Source organism: Fibrobacter sp. (assembly GCF_017545445.1).
Classification (GTDB): Bacteria; Fibrobacterota; Fibrobacteria; order Fibrobacterales; family Fibrobacteraceae; genus Fibrobacter.
Map to the genome: position 1 here is coordinate 1 of NZ_JAFWOM010000086.1, position 20,247 is coordinate 20,247.

Here is a 20,247-nt window from a genome sequence, read left to right on the forward strand (position 1 = left end):
AGTCCAAGTTCGACAACCTCTACGGCTGCCGCCACTCCCTCATCGACGGCATCAACCGCGCCACCGACGTGATGATGGCCGGCAAGATTGCAGTCGTCTGCGGCTACGGCGACGTGGGTAAGGGCTGCGCCCAGTCCCTGCGCGGCCAGGGCGCCCGCGTGATCATCACCGAAATTGACCCGATTTGCGCACTCCAGGCAGCCATGGAAGGCTACGAAGTCAAGACCCTCGACGAAGTCGTTAGCTACGCCGACATCTTCGTAACCACCACCGGCAACACCGGCATCATCAGCGCCGCCCAGATGGAAAAGATGAAGCACCGCGCCATCGTCGGTAACATCGGCCACTTCGACAACGAAATCGACATGGCCGGCCTCAAGAAAATTCCGGGCATCAAGAGGAACGAAATCAAGCCACAGTACGATGAATGGATTTTCCCGGACGGCCACAGCATTCTCGTGCTCGCCGAAGGCCGCCTGCTGAACCTCGGCTGCGCTACCGGTCACCCGAGCTTCGTGATGAGTGCCTCCTTCACGAACCAGACCATCGCCCAGATCGACCTCTGGCTCAATGCCCAGGGCAAGCAGACTGTCGCCGGCATCAAGTACGAAAGCGGCGTCGTCTATACGCTCCCGAAGATCCTCGACGAAAAGGTCGCACGCCTCCACCTCGAAAAGCTCGGCGTCCACCTGACGACCCTCACCAAGGCCCAGGCCGACTACATCGGCGTGCCTGTCGAAGGCCCATACAAGGCTGATCATTACAGGTATTAGTAGGTATGAGGGCGCTGCGCTCTGATGTATGAGCACGGCACTTCGTGCCTCTGAGCTTTGAAATTACAAAGCGTTAATCCCTGCGATATCTGATTTGTCATTGCGAGGGGCCAACGGCTCCGAAGCAATCTCAATACAAATTCTAACGACAATCCCTCGGCACCTGCCGAGGGATTGTTTCATTTGTCATAGGTTCGCTGAACCTGATAAGATCCGCGAATATAACAAGACTAATAAAGAAAAAGTTCATTGATTTAGCCTAAGTGTTTTTTTGCTATTCCAAAAAAGAAATAAAACTATACATTCCAATAACTTTTAGGCAAAAAGGCCAAATTAATGGTGGACATAACGGATTCACGATTAACGATGACATAAAATTTATAGATTGATAACAAATTTGGCGTTCCATTTACTCTGAGAAATATTTCCTAGTTATTTTAAAAACAAAAAAAAAATAAAATTTACAGACCATGAAAAACATCAAATCAATATCTAAATCAAAATTTGATTTATACCGTTGGACATATAAAGCTCTTCCCATATTTTTGGGTAAAGAGATTGCATGGTTTTCGGACCCTTACGAAAAAATTTTAGCAACAATCATTCTAGACTCATGTGATTTAGATTTTTCAGCAGTACTACTGGGAAAAGATGAAATCGGGAAAATACGATGTTTCGATAGCAAAACAAATTTTCCTTCTCCAAACGAAGCTTTTCAGTGGATTTCTGAAAAATTAGATTCATTACAAAATCATGGCGACGTTTTTCCACAAAACGACTGCGAATCTCAAAAGAAAATGGAATTATTCAAAGATGTAGTCAAAGAAGAAAAACAACACATCAATTATAAAATATTAAAAGATAAATTCGAGTGGAATTCTGCAAAAAATTTGATTGAAAAAATAATGCCCTACTACATAGACATTGATGGCAATTTTATTCAGCAATTTCAATCAACTGGTTTTAATCAAAGATTATGGGAACTATTTTTATTCAATTATTTCATTGAAGAAAATAAGGAAATAGACAGAACAAGAACTTCCCCCGATTTTGTCGTATACAATGAAAACCTGACAATTGGAATAGAAGCTGTCACAAAAAACACCTTAGAAAATAAAACATACGATAAAAGTCTATTTCATAATAACATGGCAATTCTTTGGAGTGGTGCATTATACGATAAACTGAAACATATATCACAAGAAAAAAAAGGCGCTTTAAAAACACATTACTGGGAAAAAGAAGGGTTGAACAAAAAACCTTTTGTAATTGCAATTCAAAATTTTTATGACGAATCAAAAGAGTCCATTGAGTTAAGCACTTTAATAGAATTATTATTCGGATACGATTTTACACAAGATCCTCCTAGAAAGGTTGAATCATATACCAAAGCAAATGGAACAAAAATACCATCAGGATTTTTCTTCAATCAAGATAACGTAGAACACCTGAGCGCAGTTATTGCAACACCGCTAGGAATTCTTTCAAAATTCAATCGAATTGGAAAAGAACGAGGCTTTGATAAGCGAAATACAATTATGTTTCACCAAGGATTGTGCAAAGAGAAATCAAAAGTACAAAAGTTTGTATATCAAGTTAAAGAACGTGAATTTGCTCATGAAATGTGGTCAAATGGAATTGTTATTATTCATAACCCCAAAGCATTATATCCATTACCAAACAACTTCTTTCCAAACGCATGTCACATACATTTTAATCTTGAAACAAAGAAAATAACCAAATATTGTAATTCTTTTTTTCCTTTTCAATCAAAAACAATCGTCTTTCCTTCAGAATAATAAGTCCAGTAATTTTTTCTCCACTAGAACTTTTTTTATTTTCCCCGTACTTCGCCACAACCCGCTTGTAACGTGATTTTCAATATTTTTGGACTCTATTTATACGTCGGAAGGATATTCTCCCAAGGATTGCATTCTTCCTCACCCCGCCTCTTTCAACAACTCCGGGTTCCTCTGAATATCCTTTTCAATAAGCCCGCAAATGTAATGGGCACTTTGTCCGTAAAGTCCAAGCGAATCGTCGTCAAGGCATTTCCCTGTGGGTGACGTATATACGATTCGTATGGCTTCATTTTCCGAAATGGAATAAATTTCCATCAGCATTGATACCACTTGTGGAATCAAGATAGACTTAACAAGATGATGTGTATCAGCTGCCATGCTACACCTTCAAAGTATATGATTCTACAAAGCGAATCGTTTTCAACGACGTCTCAGTATTAAAGCACATCTGGTCGTTAATCTTTTCAAACTTCAACCGTTCAATCGCATCTTCCTTGCGCATGATTCCGGCAAGCACATATTCGATGGTTTCGCCAACGCTGTCGTTTGCAATTTTGCCGAACACGATGTCGTAATCGTGGTGGTACTTGAGGTCTGAACGGCATTTGACGACCAGCTCAAGCCAGTCCATCGAGGCTTCGCTAAAAGATTTCCGTTTCAGATTTTGAGCAGCATCTTCGTCAAATTCAAAAACGCTTACAACAGGGGTATGCAGTAGACCATCTTGGCGACCATGCAATTTTGCAATACGCTTGGCCCAACGTTCCGCCTGTTCCCGGATGGTCGTGGTATAAAAGCCAAATCCAAAATCGCGCCCCTTTTCGGAGGTGATAATTTTGGGTGTGACAATTTCTAAATCGGAACCATGGTATAATATCATTTTACAGCCCCGCTAAACCACTTGTCAAAAAAATCCATCAGGTATTCTTTGCCCATGCCATGCAAGTCCTCATAATCATCTTGCAACATTTTGAGCAAACCGGAGTGCGCAAAGAGTTCATAGACTTCACTAGAAGCCTTGCCGCTATGTTCTGCGTAGTTTTCGATACAGTATGTCTTAAACGAAAGAACAGACATTTTGCACCTTGGGTTTATTCGGAATATAACTTTTTTCAAGAATCCAAGGAACCGCTTAATCTCATTTATCGTGTTTTTTTTCGTCTTAATCAGATATCACCGGTTCCAACCGGAATGCCCATCACCGTAGACGACACCACCGCCGCCATCATCATAACCGCCCAACGACGAAGAACTTTTCACACCCAACCAACCGCGCATCCGCTTGATGCGTGCAGAAGAAGGAGTCTGGGACGGAGCTACAGAGGCTTGCTCCGAAGAGGCAGCCATTTCAGCCGGGGATTGTTTATCATTTATGGAATCAGGCATATTACTTTTCTGCATTAACAATAGAAAATTTTCCAAGTTCTGCTACGAGTTGCATGGAATCTTTCTTATAAATGTTCAACCGAATTTCAAACGGACCATTCAACATCAAAGCAATACTCATTGAACTTCCAAAATTTTTGCACTTAAACATAACCGTCCTAAGCAAGGAATTCGCCAAGGGCAAGAAGCAGGCGATGGATGAAGACTAGATGGAAGAGGATGTCGGGATACCTCGACACGAAAACAGAGGCGGCGAAGTTTGCGTTTGAAAGGGCAAAGGCATGCTACGAGAATGCATCCGCAAAGCTCAGGGAACTCATGGACCGCCGCAAAGAGAATCACAAACGAGAACTCATCGAGGCCATCGGCAAGAGCAACCGGACCTATGACAAGATACTGAACTTCATCAGGGGATAATGGCGAAGCCTGTGGGAACCACCGCAGACTTAACTTTTAGACACAATTTTTGGAAGCTAAGACTCATTACAAGACATATTTCAACAACTTTCTCGGGAAAAAGTCCGAACGCCTTGCCCCATCACGGAGTTTATCGTACAAATCTGCAGAAACATCCTCTACGGGATTTTTCTTTTAAATGTCATTCCAGCTCATTTCACGGGCATATCGATACGGGATATACGAAACAGCCTTGATAAACGGATGATCCCCCGGCTGGAGAATACATGTCGTATCTTCGCCGCGCATATCGCGATACGTGGAGGCGTTTACCACCAGAGAATTCCCTTCAGAATTCTTTTCGGAAATCACGAAATGAATGTGGCTTGTCGAGCCACTGAACATAAAGAAACTCTGCGGCATGGTTACGCAAACTCTTTTTCGTAGATTGCACTTTCTGCAAGGACTGCGTCAATCTCTTTTTTGTCCTTGCCCAAGGCTTCCATGATCTTGCGTAACGGCAACGGAATAGAAGAACCCTGCGGATCTTCCCATTCAGGGAGCTTGTGCGGATCCCACTTGTCCATCTTGCCATATTTATCCACAATCTCGTCAATGGTATTCTCTTCGGCACGAGACAATTCAAGAATCTTTTCGTTGACCGAGATATCCCTTATGGCGATATCGTATCCGTCCCGTAAAAAGAACTTGTCCCATTCTTTTTGGAACTTGTCACAGGACTCGTTCATGATAAGATTGTAAAGCCTAGAAAGAACAGGGCCATGCGGCATCGAATAATACTCATCGTTAGAAATTGACGAATCGTATTTATCGATATGCAACCTGTCCGAAAGATACATCAACTTGATGACCTTCATGTAATTGATGGATTTCACGTCCATCTTTTTCATAATGCACGCGATGATGCCCATGAGCTTTTCTACGTTAAAAAGCATAATGCCTCCATCAAGTTGCATTGAAAATATACATAACTCGGATTCAATTTCATATACTCCTTTCCTTGCGGACAAGCAAAAAAACAACCGCAAGGCACTGTTTGTTATATAATTTTGCTCTTTTGAGCACTATAGAATATATAAATCTTTTGGACTATTGTCAAGCGTCTAGACATTAAAATATATTAATCATTCCGATCAGAGGTATTCTTAAGCAAACTTACCGCATGACAAACAATAATTTATTCTGCTTATAGGTTTCACACTGCTTTTGGTGAAGGACGCCTGAATTCTTTTAGTTTTTCTCCTGCAAATCACATATTTTTACTTTATTTAATTTACAATTTTATTATAAATTTTCAACATGAAAACATTTTTATAAATTCAAATCGATTTTATCCGAGACAAACAAACGATTTTTATTTGACATGAAGCCTATCTTTATATTATTTGCGCTAGCCCTGTGCCTTATTTTCTGGGGCTGCGAAACAGCAGACCCCTCTAATGTTCCTAGTTCGCAACAAGTAAACAAAACAATCGAAAACGCCGATACAACGCTCAACGCAGATAGTTCGTCTACCAATTTCGCCATCAGCTTTGTGGCTAGCGCCAATGTTTCAAACAGCAATAAGGTTCAATGTCACGGTGCAGACTGTCGAATAAACCATATCCATATTGAAAATACCAACCAAGATGACGTTCTTCAAACCCTTAAAGAACTTTCTAAAACATTTAGAGACTACTTGGTAAATATAGAAGAATATATATTAATTATTATCTGCCCTCTTTTGTTCGGATTTATTTTAGTAATAATACATTTAAAACATTTTATCTTAAAAATAAGATGTTTTATTTTTCGACGAAAATCAAAAAAGAACAAAAAAGACCCTGACTCATACTATCCCCTTGCGCCAACCGATAAAGCCGACAAGAATACCGACGAGGCGTTCCGTCAGCTTGAATTTGCCATTTTAGATAATCATCCCGAAATAAAGAACATTGCCATAACCGGCCCTTACGGCTCTGGAAAAAGTTCTATCTGGAAAACCTTCCGCGAAGAAAAAAAACTTTTAAAATACAGGAACATTGTTGAAATATCCCTAGCCAAATTCACCGATCCAAAACACAAAAACGAACCTAAAAAAAATTTGGAATCCGAAATCGAAAGGGCCATAATCCAACAAATTACTTTTTCATATAAAGGCAGCGATCTAAAATATTCCTACTTTTCAAGAATTAAAAATTTATCAAACCTAAAAACCTTTATTTTGGCTTATTTGCTATTTTTCTCCATTGTTATAATTTCATCCCTAGCAAATGACACCATATCAAACATTATCACAGCTTGGTCGAGACACCCCCTTCAGCTCAATACTTTATACATTCCGATTACTTTATGCATCTTCTTTATTTCCATTTTTTGGGGAATTCAGAAGATAAACAAGCTCAGAATTTCCAAAATATGCGTAAGCAATGTCGAAATCACATTAAATAAGAACGAATCATTATTCAGCAAATATATTAGCGAGATTGTTTATTTCTTCGAAGCAACCAAATGCAACTGCGTTGTCATTGAGGATTTAGACCGATTTGAAATGCAAAGCATTTTTACAAAACTAAGGGAATTGAACAAACTGATAAACAGCTACCCTCCAACCAAAGACAATGTCAAATTCATCTACATGGTTAAAGATGACATCCTGACAGCAGAAGAACGGACTAAATTTTTTGATTATATCGTAACCATCGTCCCTATTATAAACGGCGGAAACGACTCTATCAAATTTATACAAGACCATTATTTAAGAGATGACCCCAAAAAAATAGAAGATGACAAGCCCTATCTTAGCGAAGATTTCCTACAAAAAATAAAGATATACTTAACCGACCTCCGTATAATAAAAAACTGTTTTAACGAATTTAAAATATACAAAAGAATGAATGTAATTCAACATGGCAAGCTCATGGAGCAAATCAAAGCGGAAAATAAAGATAAACAAAAAGAATTGAATGAAATTTACGGCAAAGATCATGACGAAAAATTATTTTCTTTAATCCTGTATAAAAATTTATTCCCTAATGATTTTCAAAAAATATTGAAAAAAGAAGGCGTTCTCTATTATAGTTTAAACAATGCCATCATCGATTATGAAAAAGAATCAGAAAATAGTCAGGAAGATTCTTCGGAAACAGACACAAATCAGTAACCAGGAAAAAAAATGAGCGAATCAATAAAACAAATCTTAACTGGCGAAGACAGTGAAAAATTTAAAGCTATAATAAGGCAAAAAAAGAAAGAAATCGAGAAGAAATACTCCGATAAAGAAAAAGTTAACGAAGACCTTCTCTTTATAATGTTATCCAATGGTTTCATTAACGAAGACTACCGTTACTATATCGAAAGTTCCTACGACGCCCTTTTCAGTACATGGGAACGTTACTATTTAAACATCATTAAAGAAAATCACAACCCCGATTTTAAAATAGAAATTAATCAACCAGATTTGGTTCTAAGAGAAATAAGGGACTACCAATGGTCAGAACCTTCAGTCCTGAACAATGACATTCTAACCTACCTTATAATCAATGACCTTTCGCAGCAGCTCCATTGGTTTATAAACGCCATCCAGAACTATAGCAAGGATGACGAAAATAACAACTTTATAGATCAATACATAGATTCCATAAGCAATCGAAATGACAAATCCGATATTATTGGAAAACTTATTACAGAACTAAATAACAAACTCAGCAAAAGTAAATCCAAGTTGGAAATCCTTTTAGCTTTTTTTAGCGACAATTCAGGCTTATTATTCTGTGACTTACTCAGTAAACTCAACACAGAAGAAGATCAAAATAATTGGATCACTGATTTTTTCAAGAAAAGAAAGACCATCTTTGAAAACATTCTAAAAAAAACAGAACAAGACTCGAAATTTAAAAATAAACTTTTAGGATTCAATCTCGAAATAAAGGATTTATCCATTTACGACAATTCGACTCAGGACATTTTGATCAAAAATAAAATGTTCCAATTATCAAAATCGAACCTGGACATTGCACTCAGTAAACAAAATGAACTGCAGCCTCGTTACTACTATGATTATATTAGGACAAATCCAAGGTTAAGAGACAGAATATCCAAAGATGCGGAAAAAATTACGCAATTTGCGGAAAATATACTCCTTACCGAAACAAACATCCTTTTTTCTCCTATAGGCATTATTGACTTTATTTTTACAACACCAGTCCAAGATGATGTAGTTCTTTTAATCGCTGAAAAAATACAGGACGAAATTATTGACTTAACCAACCTTCCTATTTTTTATTCATCCAAAGACCGTACCGACTTTATTCTATCTCTCAACTTAGATTTAATCCACGAATTAATCCAACGCAACAAGATAAAAGTAGATTTCAACAACCTTCTTTATATTTTCCAATGCAAGAACATCGAAGATACTATTCTATTCGCAAACAAACAAATCCAAAAAATGAGCGATAGCATCCTCAGATTCCCGATAGATTCCAACGGAAGAGACTTCTATTTAAAAGAATTCTACAATTTTCTTTTGACCGAAGAAAAAGTAAGCGTAGAATTGTTTGAAAAAGAATCCGACTTTTTAATAAAAAATGATGTCGATATTTTTGAATTAATTTCCTCGGAGATTTTAGAAAATAAAAATATTCCTATTCTCAAAATGGAAAAGTTGACGGAATTGGCTTTTAGAAGAGTTTATCGAAATAAAGATTATGACAAAATACTCTACACTATTGTAAGAGACAATATAAGCTATTTCACCAAAAATATCGGTTCAATAACTAGAAACGCACCACCCATATGGAGTTCAAATCTTTTAATTCTCCTCAGAAACGAAAACCGAATTCTAGATGAAGAACAGATTGATTCCATAATGGACGCTATATCTTTGGAAGATTTTTCGATAGCTATAAAAGAATGGAGCAACAGCATTGGCATTTATAAATCTTCTGAAGTAGTTAAACGTCTATTAACCGAAAACAGAATAAAGAAGTGGCTCAATAGGTATAATGTTGAAAAAATCCAAAGATTCATCGACAGGATAGAATTTTATCTAGACGATGATACTATTGAAAAAATAAATAATATTATTGCCAACCAATTGACAATCAGTGAAAAACCACAAGCAAGGGGAATCGCCAATATTGCAAACCAATATAACTTATCTTCAAGAGTCCTGATTCATGACGAATCAGACGATCCATATCTGCAAAAATTAATCTCAAAAGTTCAAAATACCCCCACGCAAGACATACGTTCCTTAATGTACCGGCTAATACCTTCAATACGAAGGCTAGATTTACGTCCCAATGGGACAATAAACATTTTATTCCTCTTGGGGCGTCAGTTCTATAAGGAATTGGAAAACGGATCAACTGACATTCAGTTTTTCCTATCACCAGACAAAAACAAACTCTTAGCCTTTTCAAAAGGATCTCGAAGCAAGAAATTAGCCAACTTCAACCCTCTCTTATGCGGAGCCGTTTTCGAAGGATATTTTGACAACGAGCTAAACCTTAAGAAGGGCTCTAAAAAAACTTTCTTTGAAGAACTAATATACGCAATTGAACAAGATTCAAAAACAGACGGCCTCAAATTCATTCAAGACTGCTTAGCATTATACAAAGACCAAGTTGTGTACATTCCAGGCGATTCCGATTTAACCTTTAAGATTGACAGTTTTGACGCACAAATTCCTATAATTCGTTCAATTATTTGCTACGGGATCAATATACTTAATGATCTCAATACCAAATCCTCCTTACCGGATATGACTTTATCATCAAGAAACCTAAAATCAATACTATGGGAGCACTATACCATACCGGATAGCAAAATAAAATTCAGCCCCGTATTTAACGAATTTATAATTAATAGCGCTCAGAATTTTAAGGCAGCAGACGAGATTGCAGGCCCCATCAATAGAGCTAAAGACCTAGAATCACACATTGACAAGTTGCCATAGCAGTTATAGACATTAATTTAATCATTACTGTAATCTCGGGACTTTTACTGCGATTTTATAGAAATTGGTATAGTTAGAAACAACATCTGCATTATAGGGGCTCTACAACTCAAGCCCCTATACATGCTGCCGTTTGCATTAGAGGAGATGTAGGGAGATTTATCAGCACTTTTTTCAATTAGTCATCAATAAACAATCGAAATCGAAGACTCTTTTACTTTTAAATCCTTTTTAATATCATTCTTATTACAAAACTTATTCCATAACATTTTAACAGCCTTTTCTCTCAAAGCAAAATTCGACGATTTAGGCAAACAAACATTTTTTATGCATTTAATAGCATGATCTTTGAAAATGGGGACTTTTATAAAAGGGATAAGTCCATTGTCGGTTACTTTAAAATCAAGAAAATCTATGTCAGGATTAAGAAAAATCATTCTCCACTCTTTTTCTTCTTTCCAACATTTTTCTTTTATAAAAAGCGATAAAATCAAAATTCCCACAAGAAAAAATCTTTTCATAATTTTTTCTATTTCTCGTTTTTGCTTAGGAAAAATTTTATGCAATTCTTCAATCATTTCGTAATATCGCACTAAATACATCAACATCATTTTCTTTTGCTCATCTTCATTGTAAATAACTTTACCTATAAGAGGCAATCCAAAATTATTTTCATTTATTTCTAAATCATCAGCGTCATAACCAATAACAACCGAATTATACCCATTACCATACCCACGCCATAAACTTAATCTGTCTTTCACTTCAGAAAAACATAACACATAAACATCTACATTAAACGGAATACTACTATCCAACTTAGATACATACTTTTCCAAAACACTAAAATAATCAGAATTAGACGAAAATCGCTCTATCTGCTTTATCCTTGCAAAAACGATATGCGCAATTTCAATTCCCCTTTTTAGTTCTTTAGCATCATTCAGATAAGCCCAATGTGTTGCCCACAAATTGTTACCTTCAATAACACCTTTAAATGCTGAAATTGTAGAATATTGGTAAAAAGTTCTTGGTTGTTTACGCTTTATCAAAAAAATTTTTAACGCCCAACAAAAGCATTCAACACATTTTTTAGCAACCACATTCTTATAATCGTTCATCATTTTATTTCCTTAATATTATTTATTAGAACAATAAGTTATCGTTTTTTTTATAAAAGATTCTATAATTTTATTTCATCCCTTATTTCCGCAATTTTATCCAATTTTTCCATACCCTCCTTCGTATAGATTTCGAACATAACAGCGACACAGTTAGCAAAAGTCGCGAATGAATCACAAATAAAGGAGTTAAATCATGGAAAAAGCCCTTCTCGGCAACAATCTTTTCGAAAAATTCAACAATGGCGAGCTTAGGCTTCCCGACAAAACGATTCTGTTCAGGGATATCGCCTGGTCCAAACACCCGACTTTCGAGGGCGTAGAACTCAAACATATCATCACCGCGAAAGAAACCGGCGGCACGTTTAGCTATCATTTGGTGAGAATTGCGCCGAACAAGAGCATCAAAATGCATATTCACGAAACCCAGCTCGAAACGCACGAGGTCATCGCAGGGAGCGGCATTTGCACCAATGACGGCGCCAAGCTAGAATACGCTCCGGGCGTCGTCTCGATTATGCCAGCGAAGGTCCCGCACCAGGTAGATGCTGGCGACCAAGGGCTTTATCTGTTCGCGAAGTTTATGCCAGCGCTTTGTTAATTACATACTAAAAAGAGATTTACCACATTTAGTATGTAATTCTCAGAACTCTTAATTTCACCTTACATACTAAAGACTCTTTTTAGGGGTCTTAGTATGTAAAATTCAATCCAAATCGACCTTTTTTTCAACTTTTTTGAGGGAAAAAACACTTCAAAGCATTTTTTCATGCATTTTTCAACGTTTCCACGTCATTTTTTACATACTAAAAGCGCAAAAATCAATTTCAGTATGTATTAGAACAAAGTATTCAATTTCAATTGGAACCCGTCGTCGTTTTCACGGCGCGTTTATATTCTTTCGGACTCAAGCCCACAACCTTCTTGAAACAGCGGTCCATGTGACTTTGGTCGTAAAATCCGGCATCAAAAGTCACTTCGGACGCAGGCTTCTCAGCGAGCAATTTTTGTGCCTTGCGGACTTTGCACTGCATTTGAAACTGGTGCGGCGTAAGTCCGAAGGCCTTTTTGAATTCGCGTATCATGTGGAACGGGCTGATGCACGCGTCATGCGCCATTTGCTCTATCAGGTAAATGTTCTCAGGATTTTCCAAAATACTTTTGCGCAATTCATCAAGTCTTGCAACCGCATGCTCATAATCCTTCGCTTCCCCGTCAGCATTTTCCTTTGCCACCTCGTCTGCATCCAAAGCAATGCACAGCACCGCCATCGAATAGCATTCATCGCCCACAGTCCTGATTTCGTGCAACGTATTCGGCGGAATTTGGAATTTGTCCCCCACACCATAGATTTCAGCAATGCCGTTCAGCACAATGCAAACGTGTCCCTTTTCAATATAGCCGACGGTCATGTGTCTAACATGCGTATGCGGCGGGTACGACTTGCGCCATTCCCTGTAACGCACACATTCAATCTGATCATTCTTTTTGCTGTACGAAATCTCGCTCATTTTCTACCTAGCAAACCACCCTGCAAATTAAAAAAATTCTCCGGCAACCTCCAATGCCAGAGAATGAAAATTTATTTATAGTGCCGGCGCATTTTCACGATGCAGTTTTCATGCCGCGTACATCCCATTCAAGCAATTTATCAAAAGTATTTTTACCTCCTTACTTCACATATTTCTTGATGAGTCTTATGATCAAATCTGTAAGATATTCCACCTTGTGATCGCCGACAGAAGCCTTGATGTGGGAATTGCCAATGCCGCTATCGTCGGTGAGGAACACGTACGTGCCGCCTGTCGCAAGGTCAAAGAACCTCAGCATAAATTCAGTGTCCTTGTCGATACCGCTTGCCGCCACCGGGATCAGCTTGATGCCATGCTTGGCGTAGCGCCTGATGGATTTTTGCAGACTCTCGATAACACGAGTTTCGTGATGTGCAGGTGCGTCGAGGATGAGGAACGCAATGCGTGCGCGGGCCGATGCATTCCAAGAGAGGTCTTGCAGCGAGGCTTCAAGCGCAGAATGCACCGCTTCGGCGTAGTCGCCACCGCCATCGGCATCTTGCTTCGAAACAAACTCTTGCGTCTCGGACGCATCATTCGTGAAATCGTTTGCGCGAGTGAGATAAGCATCGCCTTCGTCGCGGTAGAACAGGGCCGCCGTGCGCAACGCCACTTTGCTTTCCGAACTTGCGTGGTCAATGATGTAGCTGAGATCCGATTTGAGGAATTTAATTTCATCATCCATTGAACCTGTCGCATCTACGATGAACGCAACGTCAGCTCTCGCTTTGGGATGCCTGATACTGTCATCGACAACAACGTTGACATTCAGTTTCTGGTCCTGCTTAGTCGTGAGCTTGAGCGACTTATTGACCCAATCGCCATCGACTTTCAACGAAAAATCTTTCGCCTTGATTTTCCTATCGCCTTCTTCAAATAAATTAATCCAGCAATAAGCATACCCGGCATTATCCGTCTTGGTCGTAAATTCGCGTGAATTGCTGTTAAAGAGTTCTACAGAAACGTTGGCGATACCGACGTTATTATTATCGACCACTTTTACCACCACAAGATTTTCCGGGTAAAATTCCCAGTAATCCGTCTTTCCACTGTAATTTTCATCGTCAAGAATGTCTGTCCAAAAGCCCCAATTGTTTAAGTCGTTCCACTCGCCCGCCGTGAGCAATCCCGACTTTCGGCTATCATTTTTGCCACCACGTCGTTTACTTTTTCTATAGGCTGGCTCGTCATCATCGTCGTCGTCATCTCTACTGATATAGCGTTCCGAGACTCGAATCTTGCTCTTTTTTAGAGCAGGTTTATCACGAGACATCGCCATATCATAAGATTTTGGAGATGATCTAACTTTCCCTCTAGATTCTTTAATGCCTGAAGCGCTCCCTCCAAGCAGTCCGGCTAAACCATCGCCGATGCCGCCTGAACCACTGGCAACAAAGCCTTCGTTAAAAGCAGCAGAAGCCCTTCCGCGTCTTCCAAGGACTGTTTTCCCAGATGTAGTGATCCCACTCACGCTTTTCATTACTTTATCAATATCTTTTGCGTATGTTTTCGAAACTAATTCATAGGACGGAGATGCAGCAAGCGTCGAATACATCATCGCGGGTTCCGCATCCGAACTTTTATCAGTAGCAGTCGCAACTTCGGTACGACTTTCATCAGAATCTTCGACACGGGTCGCATCGTCATCTGTTGTTTTATGTTCGCTTTTGTTACTGCAATACACGAATATAAAGAACACAGTAAGTGCAAGCACCGCAATGATTACGAACAATTTATATTTTAAGTTTTTCATGATTCACTCCTTTTTTTTCTTCAAACTAGCACATTCATTTTTGCGAGACCAACAATTTTTCAAAGAAGGTGGATAAATGATTTTTACAATTTTTATTGTAATTTTTTTGTCATTTACTTACACAATTTCTTGACACTACACAAAGAAAAGCAAATTATCTATCTTTGGTTCATCCTTAACATTTCGCGGAGTTTACATGTCAGAAAAAATTTCGTCAAAGAGATTTTCAAAATGGGTAGCCTGCTGGGGCAATGCCACCTCCATTACAGATCGCAAGGAAGCGACTTACGCCAAAGACTTGACGCTCCGCTACCCGATTCGTGCATGCTTTTCGGGGAATAAGTTGCGGTTCCATTTTTCAAACCTCACTGGCACGGAACCCGTAACCATCAGCGAAGCATACATCGCAAAATCCACACAGTTCGAATACACCCCGACACCCATCACGTTTGCGGGCAACATTTCCGGCACCATCCCCGCTGGCGAAGAAATCCTGAGCGACGAAATCGCGTTCGACGTGGCCGCCGGCGAAATGTTCGATGTAAGCATGCATTTCGCAGATTTCACACAAATGAACGCCGGCACAGCTATCACGGGCCCGCTTTCCGGCGGCAAGTACAGCTACGGCAACTTTGCAAAATCACCCACACTTCCAGACAACCTCACGCGCAAAACGAACTGGATTTACTTTCTCAACACCATCGACATTTTCACCGAAGAAAAGAACTTCGCGCTCGTCTGCTTTGGCGATTCCATCACCGCGCAGGACTGGCCCGACTACCTCTCGCTCCGCTGCGCCCGCGAAGGTTACAACAACGTATCCATCATCCGTCGCGCAGTCAGCGGCACACGCATCTTGCGCGAATACAGCTGCATCACATACGCGGCCTACGGCCTCAAAGGCGCCACGCGCTTTCCCATCGAAATGAACGTAGCAGGCGCCCGCTCCGTCATCGTGCAGCACGGCATCAACGACATCATTCACCCGGTCGGTGTCGAAGTCAACAAGTTCCGCCCCTGGAGCGACATGCCCACCGCAGACGACCTCATCAACGGTGTACGTTCGCTCTACATCACTCATGCACGCAAGCTCGGCCTCAAAGTTTACAGCGGCACGCTGCTGCCGATTTACGGCTGGCGCACTTACAACGAAAACCGCGACCTCATCCGCATGGCGTTCAATGAATGGCTCAGAACCTCCCCCGAATTTGACGGTTGCGTCGATTTCGACAAAGCGGTCCGCGGCCACGACGACCCCAAGCGATTCGCCAACAACTTCGACTCCGGCGACCACTTGCACCCCAGCGCCAAAGCGTACGAAGCGATGGCCGAATGCGTCCCCGAAGAATTACTGAAATAAAATTTGCCACTTAAGACGTTAATTATTTATTTTTTTAGTATGAGCTTGAAAGAATCCGTTAAGCAACTTCAAAAAAAGGAACATATCACGCAAGAAGAACTTTTTAGTCGTCTTGCCTGTTCCCGTAGTAGCCTCATGGAAACACAAACCATCGAAGCAAAGACTGCTTTTGAACTCGCTTTCGGAAGCATCAGCGATTGTGATTCTTGTGAATCCGACAATGGCTCCAAACGCACCAAAGAACTCGAAAAGCTCTTGCCGTGGGTCCGCAAGTTCCCCATCCGTGCATTGCAAAAAACAGGGCACATCCCCGAAAACGTCAAAGACGCAGACCTCGTGCGAGCCATTTTCAAATTCTTGCAAATCGGGAGCATCGCCGGATTCGAAAAATACTACAGCACTACGTTGCAATCCGCAAACCCGCAAACATACGCTGCATGGATCCGCTTGGGCGAACTGCAAGTCGTGCGAAAAGCTACCGATTTTACCCCCGACCAAGAAGCAATCCTTGCCAACTTGAAATTTTTGCGGAAGAACTTGTTTTTCCATTATCAAAGCGTTCGCCTAATCGCAAGCGAAGCATTAAAATCCTGCGGAATCGAATACATCGAAGTAGAGCCGTTCCTCACCGCCCCCACGCCAATTTGCGCATTCTATTGGAGAGGCTCACGCCCCGTCATCCAATTCCCGACCACGAAAATGGATGACTCCAAATACCTTGGGGCTCTTTTCCACGCCATCGGCCATTTGCTCCAGCACCCGAAGCGTATCGTTTGTTTGCAACTCGGGATGAACGGCAATTCTAAAACCGACCAAAACATCCCCGAAATCGAAGCCGAGAAATTCGCACAAGACATGCTCCTTTCCGAAGCCGAAGAATGCGAACTGATTTGCTGCGGACGTTTCAGCGAACGTCGTTGCATACAACATTTTTCAGGACTGTTCCATGTGCGTCCGGGAATCCTTGTCGAACGATTGCAGCAACAAGGCAAAATCAACCGCCGCTCTCCGCTGAACGACTTCAAAATCGCAGTATAAATGTCATTCCCGATTTGTACAAGTACAAAGCTCTTTGGCTCAGCTATGAAAATGCAAGCATTTTCGCAGCATTCGCCTTGGCGGCTTTTAATCGGAAATCTCCTTTCCATCCATCTCGTTAAAAAAAGAGAAGCCCGCTTTCGCGGGCTTGACAACGTAAAACCGCGGGCGATCCACGCGGGCGTTCTTGTTCACTAAATTAGTAGTTGATACCGAAGAACAGGTTGAAGCTGCTGAAGCTCTTCTTGAAATCAACACCAGAAGCGACAATGTCAAAGCCAAAGCCTACTTCCAACTGGACAGAAGAATTGTGGAAGATGCTTGCACCGACTTCACCGCCGAAACTCATGCCGATTGCATACTTTTCACCAAATTCCCAGTCTTCGAAGTGAGAATCGAGCTGCATACCGATACCCACACCTGCACCGAGGAACGGTGAAACCATTTCTTCAAGGAACGTATAGCGACCGCCCAAAAGCATGTTGCCATGAACTTCCCAATCGTCACCGATTTTGAAGTTCCAAGTGCTTATCGCCGTAATTGCACCATGAGAAGTCATCTCCCAGATGTGCCCGTAACGGATCAGCGGGAAAGCGGTAACATTGTCTTCGTGCTTAACAATCTTATCGCCAGCAATAACTTCATGTTCCCAGTTGCTCCAAAAGCCAAGGCCAAAAGCAGCCGTCTGGAAATTATAGACAGGGCGCTGGAGAACTCTCTCCGGTGCTGCGGTTTCGTTCTGGGCAAAAGCCGAAAGAACAAGGAAAGAAAGGAGTACAAGTATCTTTTTCATGATTTGAAATATACAAAAATTTGATAATATAAGCACAATTAAGTTTATAGCATTCTATATTTTACACATCCATGAATAAAGCCGCTATTATTGTCGCCGTGAGCATGCTCGTTAGTCGCGTGCTCGGAATTTTCCGTGAAATGCTCCTCGCCCACGCCGCCGGCGTGTCGCTCGAAAAAAACGCTCTCGACCTCGCGTTCATGATTCCAGACATCCTGAACCATATCGTAAGCACCGGATTCCTCTCCATCATCTTCATCCCGATTTTCACAGGGTACAAAGTCACAGGCGACGAGCGTGGCGGATGGAAGTTCTTCAGCAACGTGCTGAACACATTCGGAATCGCACTCCTCATTCTCGTGATTCCGGCGTTCATCTGGATGAAAGAGCTTATCGCGCTATTGACGGTCGATGGAGTAACGCCCGAACTCTTGGAACGAGCCACTTATTATGGCCGCATTATTCTGCCGGGGCAAATCTTCATTTTCGTAGGGAGCATCCTCGTTGCAGTCCAGCACACACGCAAGCAATTCTTGATTCCGTCCCTCACGGGCCTCATCTATAACATAGCGATTGTCGGTGGCGGTGCCGCAGGGATTGCTCTCAGCAAATATACCGGCAACGATTACGGTCTCTCGGGCTTTGCCTGGGGTGTTCCGGTCGGCGCATTTATCGGATTTTTCGCCCTCCAAATTTTTGGAGCCAAACGCGGCGGGGTCCATTACGAACTTATCGTGGAACCCAAGCACCCGGACATCATCCGCTATTTCAAGATGATGCTCCCGATGTCTCTTGGCGTGGGCTCCATGTTCGGCCTTGAATTTATCATCCGTAGCTTTGGCGCAAACTTCGGCACAAGCGGAATTTCGAGCCTCAACTACGCTTACCGCGTCATGTACACGCTCGTCGCGGTCTTTGGATTCTCGGTCAGCGTCACGAGCTACCCCGACATGGCGCGTCTCGTCAAGGAAGGCGATTTTCCGCAGCTCAACCGCAAAATCTGGAAGAGCCTTTCGCGCATGTTCTGCATTTTGATTCCGGCAGTCGTCGCCGTGTGGGCGCTCAGCTTCCCTGCGGTGCGAATTCTCTTTGAACGCGGTGCGTTCCACCGCGAAACGACCGAAGCGATTTCTGAAATCCTCCGTTGGTACTTGCCCGTAAGCCTTGGACTTTGTTTGCAAGCCGTGCTTGTCCGCAGCTTTTACGCTTGCGAACGCATGTGGGTCCCGACACTTTTGAACACCGGCATTTTCGCAGCAACCATCCCCGCCTACATTCTGCTCGGCGAACCTGAAGTAGGGCTCGGCATCAAGAGCGTCCCGATTATCGGCGCAACAGGCGCCATTCTGCAAGTGATTTCGATGATTTTCATGTGGGCCAAAAAGAACGGCACCGACGGCATGAAGGACGCACTGTTGAACATGTTCCGCGCCCTCGTTGCCTTCGGCATCATGATTGCAGCCGCCATCGGCCTCGATCACATTTCGGGTGATTTTGTCCGCAACACAGGCTTTGCAACGCTCGTGATCTATGCCTGCGCCGCAGGGATTGCGCTCTTTACGCTCACGCTAATCGTCCAGCGCTACCTCGGCAGCAAAGACGCCAAGGACATCTTGAACGAACTTTTAGGCAAAGTTCTCCGCAAACTGCATTTGCAACGGGTTTAGAAGTTAAGATTAAACCGAGAAGCTAGCGGTTTGAGCGGCGTTTCTGCTTCTTGTATTTGGCATATTCAGACGAGTAATCAGGGCTTTGTTTTTTTTTCTAAAGGCAAAACATTTTCCTGAGAATCCGGTGCCGGTTCCATAACGTCATCTTGGAATCCGTTGAACATCCATTTAAAGAACCCCACAGTTCCACCAAGCAAAGCTCCTACAACAAAACCGGCCAAAGCAGTTCCCGCCGTAATTCCAATCCCCGTCAAAAAGCTTTCAGAACATTTAGAATCGCAATCATCTATATCGCCGTCATCATCTTCATCCAAAGCTGCGGCCCAAGCGCCAATAACAACAAGTCCAGCCATTCCAGGCACCGCCATAGTCGCGCCCGTATTCGCCCCGTAACGAATCACGGGGTTCGGGTTACGGCTCACAGCACAACCGACTAGGCTAAGCACGAGCAAAACGCAAATGACGGACTTCAATAAACTCATAGCCCTAATATAAACCAACTTTACAAATTCGCCAATAAATACACACCAAATTAGCGATAAACCAGCAAAAAAAAGAGATCAGAGGTCATCAGGATCAACAAACAAAGACCCTCACCTAACACACTCTCATAACTCGCTAC

The 20,247-nt window shown here is 41.8% G+C and carries 20 protein-coding genes; 9 read left to right on the forward strand and 11 right to left on the reverse strand.

Annotated features, from left to right (window positions below; translation table 11 throughout):
* Together IKG78_RS10055 and IKG78_RS10060 are read left to right on the forward strand one after the other, a co-directional pair.
* On the forward strand, positions 1-773 hold a 773-nt coding region (locus IKG78_RS10055; RefSeq protein ID WP_290942946.1), incomplete at its 5' end, for an adenosylhomocysteinase.
* Positions 774-1,243: 470 nt separating this feature from the next.
* The gene (locus IKG78_RS10060; protein ID WP_290942948.1) at positions 1,244-2,572 is read left to right on the forward strand and encodes a hypothetical protein; all 1,329 of its coding nucleotides are present in this window, start codon (positions 1,244-1,246) and stop codon (positions 2,570-2,572) included.
* Between the two features lie 141 nt (positions 2,573-2,713).
* Here IKG78_RS10060 and IKG78_RS10065 read toward each other — a convergent pair whose 3' ends face one another.
* The 4 genes from IKG78_RS10065 to IKG78_RS10080 form a co-directional block, all read right to left on the reverse strand.
* On the reverse strand, positions 2,714-2,953 hold the full coding sequence (locus IKG78_RS10065; RefSeq protein WP_290942950.1) for a hypothetical protein: 240 nt from the start codon (positions 2,951-2,953) through the stop codon (positions 2,714-2,716).
* 1 nt (position 2,954) lies between these two features.
* Entirely contained in the window at positions 2,955-3,455 is a 501-nt protein-coding gene (locus tag IKG78_RS10070) for a DUF3990 domain-containing protein (RefSeq protein WP_290942952.1), read from the reverse strand.
* The gene (locus tag IKG78_RS10075) at positions 3,452-3,652 is read right to left on the reverse strand and encodes a DUF3791 domain-containing protein (RefSeq protein WP_290942954.1); all 201 of its coding nucleotides are present in this window, start codon (positions 3,650-3,652) and stop codon (positions 3,452-3,454) included. The genes IKG78_RS10070 and IKG78_RS10075 overlap by 4 nt, the downstream gene beginning before the upstream one ends.
* A 96-nt stretch (positions 3,653-3,748) precedes the next feature.
* A complete protein-coding gene (locus IKG78_RS10080; RefSeq protein WP_290942957.1) occupies positions 3,749-3,961 on the reverse strand; it encodes a hypothetical protein in 213 nt (70 codons plus the stop codon).
* A 198-nt stretch (positions 3,962-4,159) separates the two neighbouring features.
* Here IKG78_RS10080 and IKG78_RS10085 point away from each other — a divergent pair, with 198 nt between their 5' ends.
* Complete coding sequence (locus tag IKG78_RS10085; protein ID WP_290942959.1) at positions 4,160-4,378, forward strand: hypothetical protein; 219 nt, start codon at positions 4,160-4,162, stop codon at positions 4,376-4,378.
* 174 nt (positions 4,379-4,552) lie between these two features.
* Here IKG78_RS10085 and IKG78_RS10090 read toward each other — a convergent pair whose 3' ends face one another.
* On the reverse strand, positions 4,553-4,780 hold the full coding sequence (locus IKG78_RS10090) for a hypothetical protein (protein WP_290942961.1): 228 nt from the start codon (positions 4,778-4,780) through the stop codon (positions 4,553-4,555).
* Between the two features lie 2 nt (positions 4,781-4,782).
* Complete coding sequence (locus IKG78_RS10095; protein ID WP_290942963.1) at positions 4,783-5,313, reverse strand: Panacea domain-containing protein; 531 nt, start codon at positions 5,311-5,313, stop codon at positions 4,783-4,785.
* A gap of 428 nt (positions 5,314-5,741) precedes the next feature.
* Between IKG78_RS10095 and IKG78_RS10100 the strand changes: the two genes are divergently transcribed.
* A complete protein-coding gene (locus tag IKG78_RS10100) occupies positions 5,742-7,520 on the forward strand; it encodes a hypothetical protein (protein WP_290942965.1) in 1,779 nt (592 codons plus the stop codon).
* Between the two features lie 12 nt (positions 7,521-7,532).
* A complete protein-coding gene (locus IKG78_RS10105; protein WP_290942967.1) occupies positions 7,533-10,319 on the forward strand; it encodes a hypothetical protein in 2,787 nt (928 codons plus the stop codon).
* A 185-nt stretch (positions 10,320-10,504) separates the two neighbouring features.
* On the opposite strand, the gene IKG78_RS10110 is transcribed toward IKG78_RS10105, so the two are convergent.
* Positions 10,505-11,443: a DUF2971 domain-containing protein gene (locus IKG78_RS10110; RefSeq protein WP_290942969.1), complete on the reverse strand. Its 939-nt coding sequence runs from the start codon at positions 11,441-11,443 to the stop codon at positions 10,505-10,507.
* A 193-nt stretch (positions 11,444-11,636) separates the two neighbouring features.
* Here IKG78_RS10110 and IKG78_RS10115 point away from each other — a divergent pair, with 193 nt between their 5' ends.
* Positions 11,637-12,041: a cupin domain-containing protein gene (locus IKG78_RS10115; protein WP_290942971.1), complete on the forward strand. Its 405-nt coding sequence runs from the start codon at positions 11,637-11,639 to the stop codon at positions 12,039-12,041.
* 256 nt (positions 12,042-12,297) lie between these two features.
* Here the strand turns inward: IKG78_RS10115 and IKG78_RS10120 are convergent, their stop codons facing one another.
* Positions 12,298-12,951, reverse strand: a complete 654-nt coding sequence (locus tag IKG78_RS10120) for an AraC family transcriptional regulator (RefSeq protein WP_290942974.1) — start codon at positions 12,949-12,951, stop codon at positions 12,298-12,300.
* A 160-nt stretch (positions 12,952-13,111) separates the two neighbouring features.
* A complete protein-coding gene (locus tag IKG78_RS10125) occupies positions 13,112-14,764 on the reverse strand; it encodes a VWA domain-containing protein (RefSeq protein WP_290942976.1) in 1,653 nt (550 codons plus the stop codon).
* Between the two features lie 196 nt (positions 14,765-14,960).
* Here IKG78_RS10125 and IKG78_RS10130 point away from each other — a divergent pair, with 196 nt between their 5' ends.
* Together IKG78_RS10130 and IKG78_RS10135 are read left to right on the forward strand one after the other, a co-directional pair.
* Positions 14,961-16,124 (forward strand): SGNH/GDSL hydrolase family protein, encoded by a 1,164-nt coding sequence (locus tag IKG78_RS10130; protein ID WP_290942978.1) that lies wholly within the window; start codon positions 14,961-14,963, stop codon positions 16,122-16,124.
* 39 nt (positions 16,125-16,163) lie between these two features.
* Entirely contained in the window at positions 16,164-17,162 is a 999-nt protein-coding gene (locus IKG78_RS10135) for a hypothetical protein (protein ID WP_290942980.1), read from the forward strand.
* 199 nt (positions 17,163-17,361) lie between these two features.
* Here IKG78_RS10135 and IKG78_RS10140 read toward each other — a convergent pair whose 3' ends face one another.
* Positions 17,362-17,955 (reverse strand): hypothetical protein, encoded by a 594-nt coding sequence (locus tag IKG78_RS10140; protein ID WP_290942982.1) that lies wholly within the window; start codon positions 17,953-17,955, stop codon positions 17,362-17,364.
* Between the two features lie 71 nt (positions 17,956-18,026).
* Between IKG78_RS10140 and murJ the strand changes: the two genes are divergently transcribed.
* Entirely contained in the window at positions 18,027-19,622 is a 1,596-nt protein-coding gene (gene murJ / locus IKG78_RS10145; protein ID WP_290942984.1) for a murein biosynthesis integral membrane protein MurJ, read from the forward strand.
* 77 nt (positions 19,623-19,699) lie between these two features.
* On the opposite strand, the gene IKG78_RS10150 is transcribed toward murJ, so the two are convergent.
* Positions 19,700-20,107 carry a hypothetical protein gene (locus IKG78_RS10150; RefSeq protein ID WP_290942986.1) on the reverse strand — a complete coding sequence of 136 codons (408 nt, stop codon included), beginning with the start codon at positions 20,105-20,107 and terminating at the stop codon, positions 19,700-19,702.
* Positions 20,108-20,247 lie beyond the last annotated feature (140 nt).

What these genes read in the sequence shown, in the direction of transcription:
- IKG78_RS10150 (WP_290942986.1), bottom strand. Translation starts at nt 20,107, where the DNA reads ATGAGTTTATTGAAGTCCGTCATTTGCGTTTTGCTCGTGCTTAGCCTA.
- IKG78_RS10125 (WP_290942976.1), bottom strand. Translation starts at nt 14,764, where the DNA reads ATGAAAAACTTAAAATATAAATTGTTCGTAATCATTGCGGTGCTTGCA.
- IKG78_RS10115 (WP_290942971.1), top strand. Translation starts at nt 11,637, where the DNA reads ATGGAAAAAGCCCTTCTCGGCAACAATCTTTTCGAAAAATTCAACAAT.
- IKG78_RS10120 (WP_290942974.1), bottom strand. Translation starts at nt 12,951, where the DNA reads ATGAGCGAGATTTCGTACAGCAAAAAGAATGATCAGATTGAATGTGTG.
- IKG78_RS10070 (WP_290942952.1), bottom strand. Translation starts at nt 3,455, where the DNA reads ATGATATTATACCATGGTTCCGATTTAGAAATTGTCACACCCAAAATT.
- IKG78_RS10085 (WP_290942959.1), top strand. Translation starts at nt 4,160, where the DNA reads ATGAAGACTAGATGGAAGAGGATGTCGGGATACCTCGACACGAAAACA.
- IKG78_RS10080 (WP_290942957.1), bottom strand. Translation starts at nt 3,961, where the DNA reads ATGCCTGATTCCATAAATGATAAACAATCCCCGGCTGAAATGGCTGCC.
- IKG78_RS10100 (WP_290942965.1), top strand. Translation starts at nt 5,742, where the DNA reads ATGAAGCCTATCTTTATATTATTTGCGCTAGCCCTGTGCCTTATTTTC.
- IKG78_RS10130 (WP_290942978.1), top strand. Translation starts at nt 14,961, where the DNA reads ATGTCAGAAAAAATTTCGTCAAAGAGATTTTCAAAATGGGTAGCCTGC.
- IKG78_RS10135 (WP_290942980.1), top strand. Translation starts at nt 16,164, where the DNA reads ATGAGCTTGAAAGAATCCGTTAAGCAACTTCAAAAAAAGGAACATATC.
- IKG78_RS10065 (WP_290942950.1), bottom strand. Translation starts at nt 2,953, where the DNA reads ATGGCAGCTGATACACATCATCTTGTTAAGTCTATCTTGATTCCACAA.
- IKG78_RS10110 (WP_290942969.1), bottom strand. Translation starts at nt 11,443, where the DNA reads ATGATGAACGATTATAAGAATGTGGTTGCTAAAAAATGTGTTGAATGC.
- IKG78_RS10095 (WP_290942963.1), bottom strand. Translation starts at nt 5,313, where the DNA reads ATGCTTTTTAACGTAGAAAAGCTCATGGGCATCATCGCGTGCATTATG.
- IKG78_RS10090 (WP_290942961.1), bottom strand. Translation starts at nt 4,780, where the DNA reads ATGCCGCAGAGTTTCTTTATGTTCAGTGGCTCGACAAGCCACATTCAT.
- murJ (WP_290942984.1), top strand. Translation starts at nt 18,027, where the DNA reads ATGAATAAAGCCGCTATTATTGTCGCCGTGAGCATGCTCGTTAGTCGC.
- IKG78_RS10075 (WP_290942954.1), bottom strand. Translation starts at nt 3,652, where the DNA reads ATGTCTGTTCTTTCGTTTAAGACATACTGTATCGAAAACTACGCAGAA.
- IKG78_RS10060 (WP_290942948.1), top strand. Translation starts at nt 1,244, where the DNA reads ATGAAAAACATCAAATCAATATCTAAATCAAAATTTGATTTATACCGT.
- IKG78_RS10140 (WP_290942982.1), bottom strand. Translation starts at nt 17,955, where the DNA reads ATGAAAAAGATACTTGTACTCCTTTCTTTCCTTGTTCTTTCGGCTTTT.
- IKG78_RS10105 (WP_290942967.1), top strand. Translation starts at nt 7,533, where the DNA reads ATGAGCGAATCAATAAAACAAATCTTAACTGGCGAAGACAGTGAAAAA.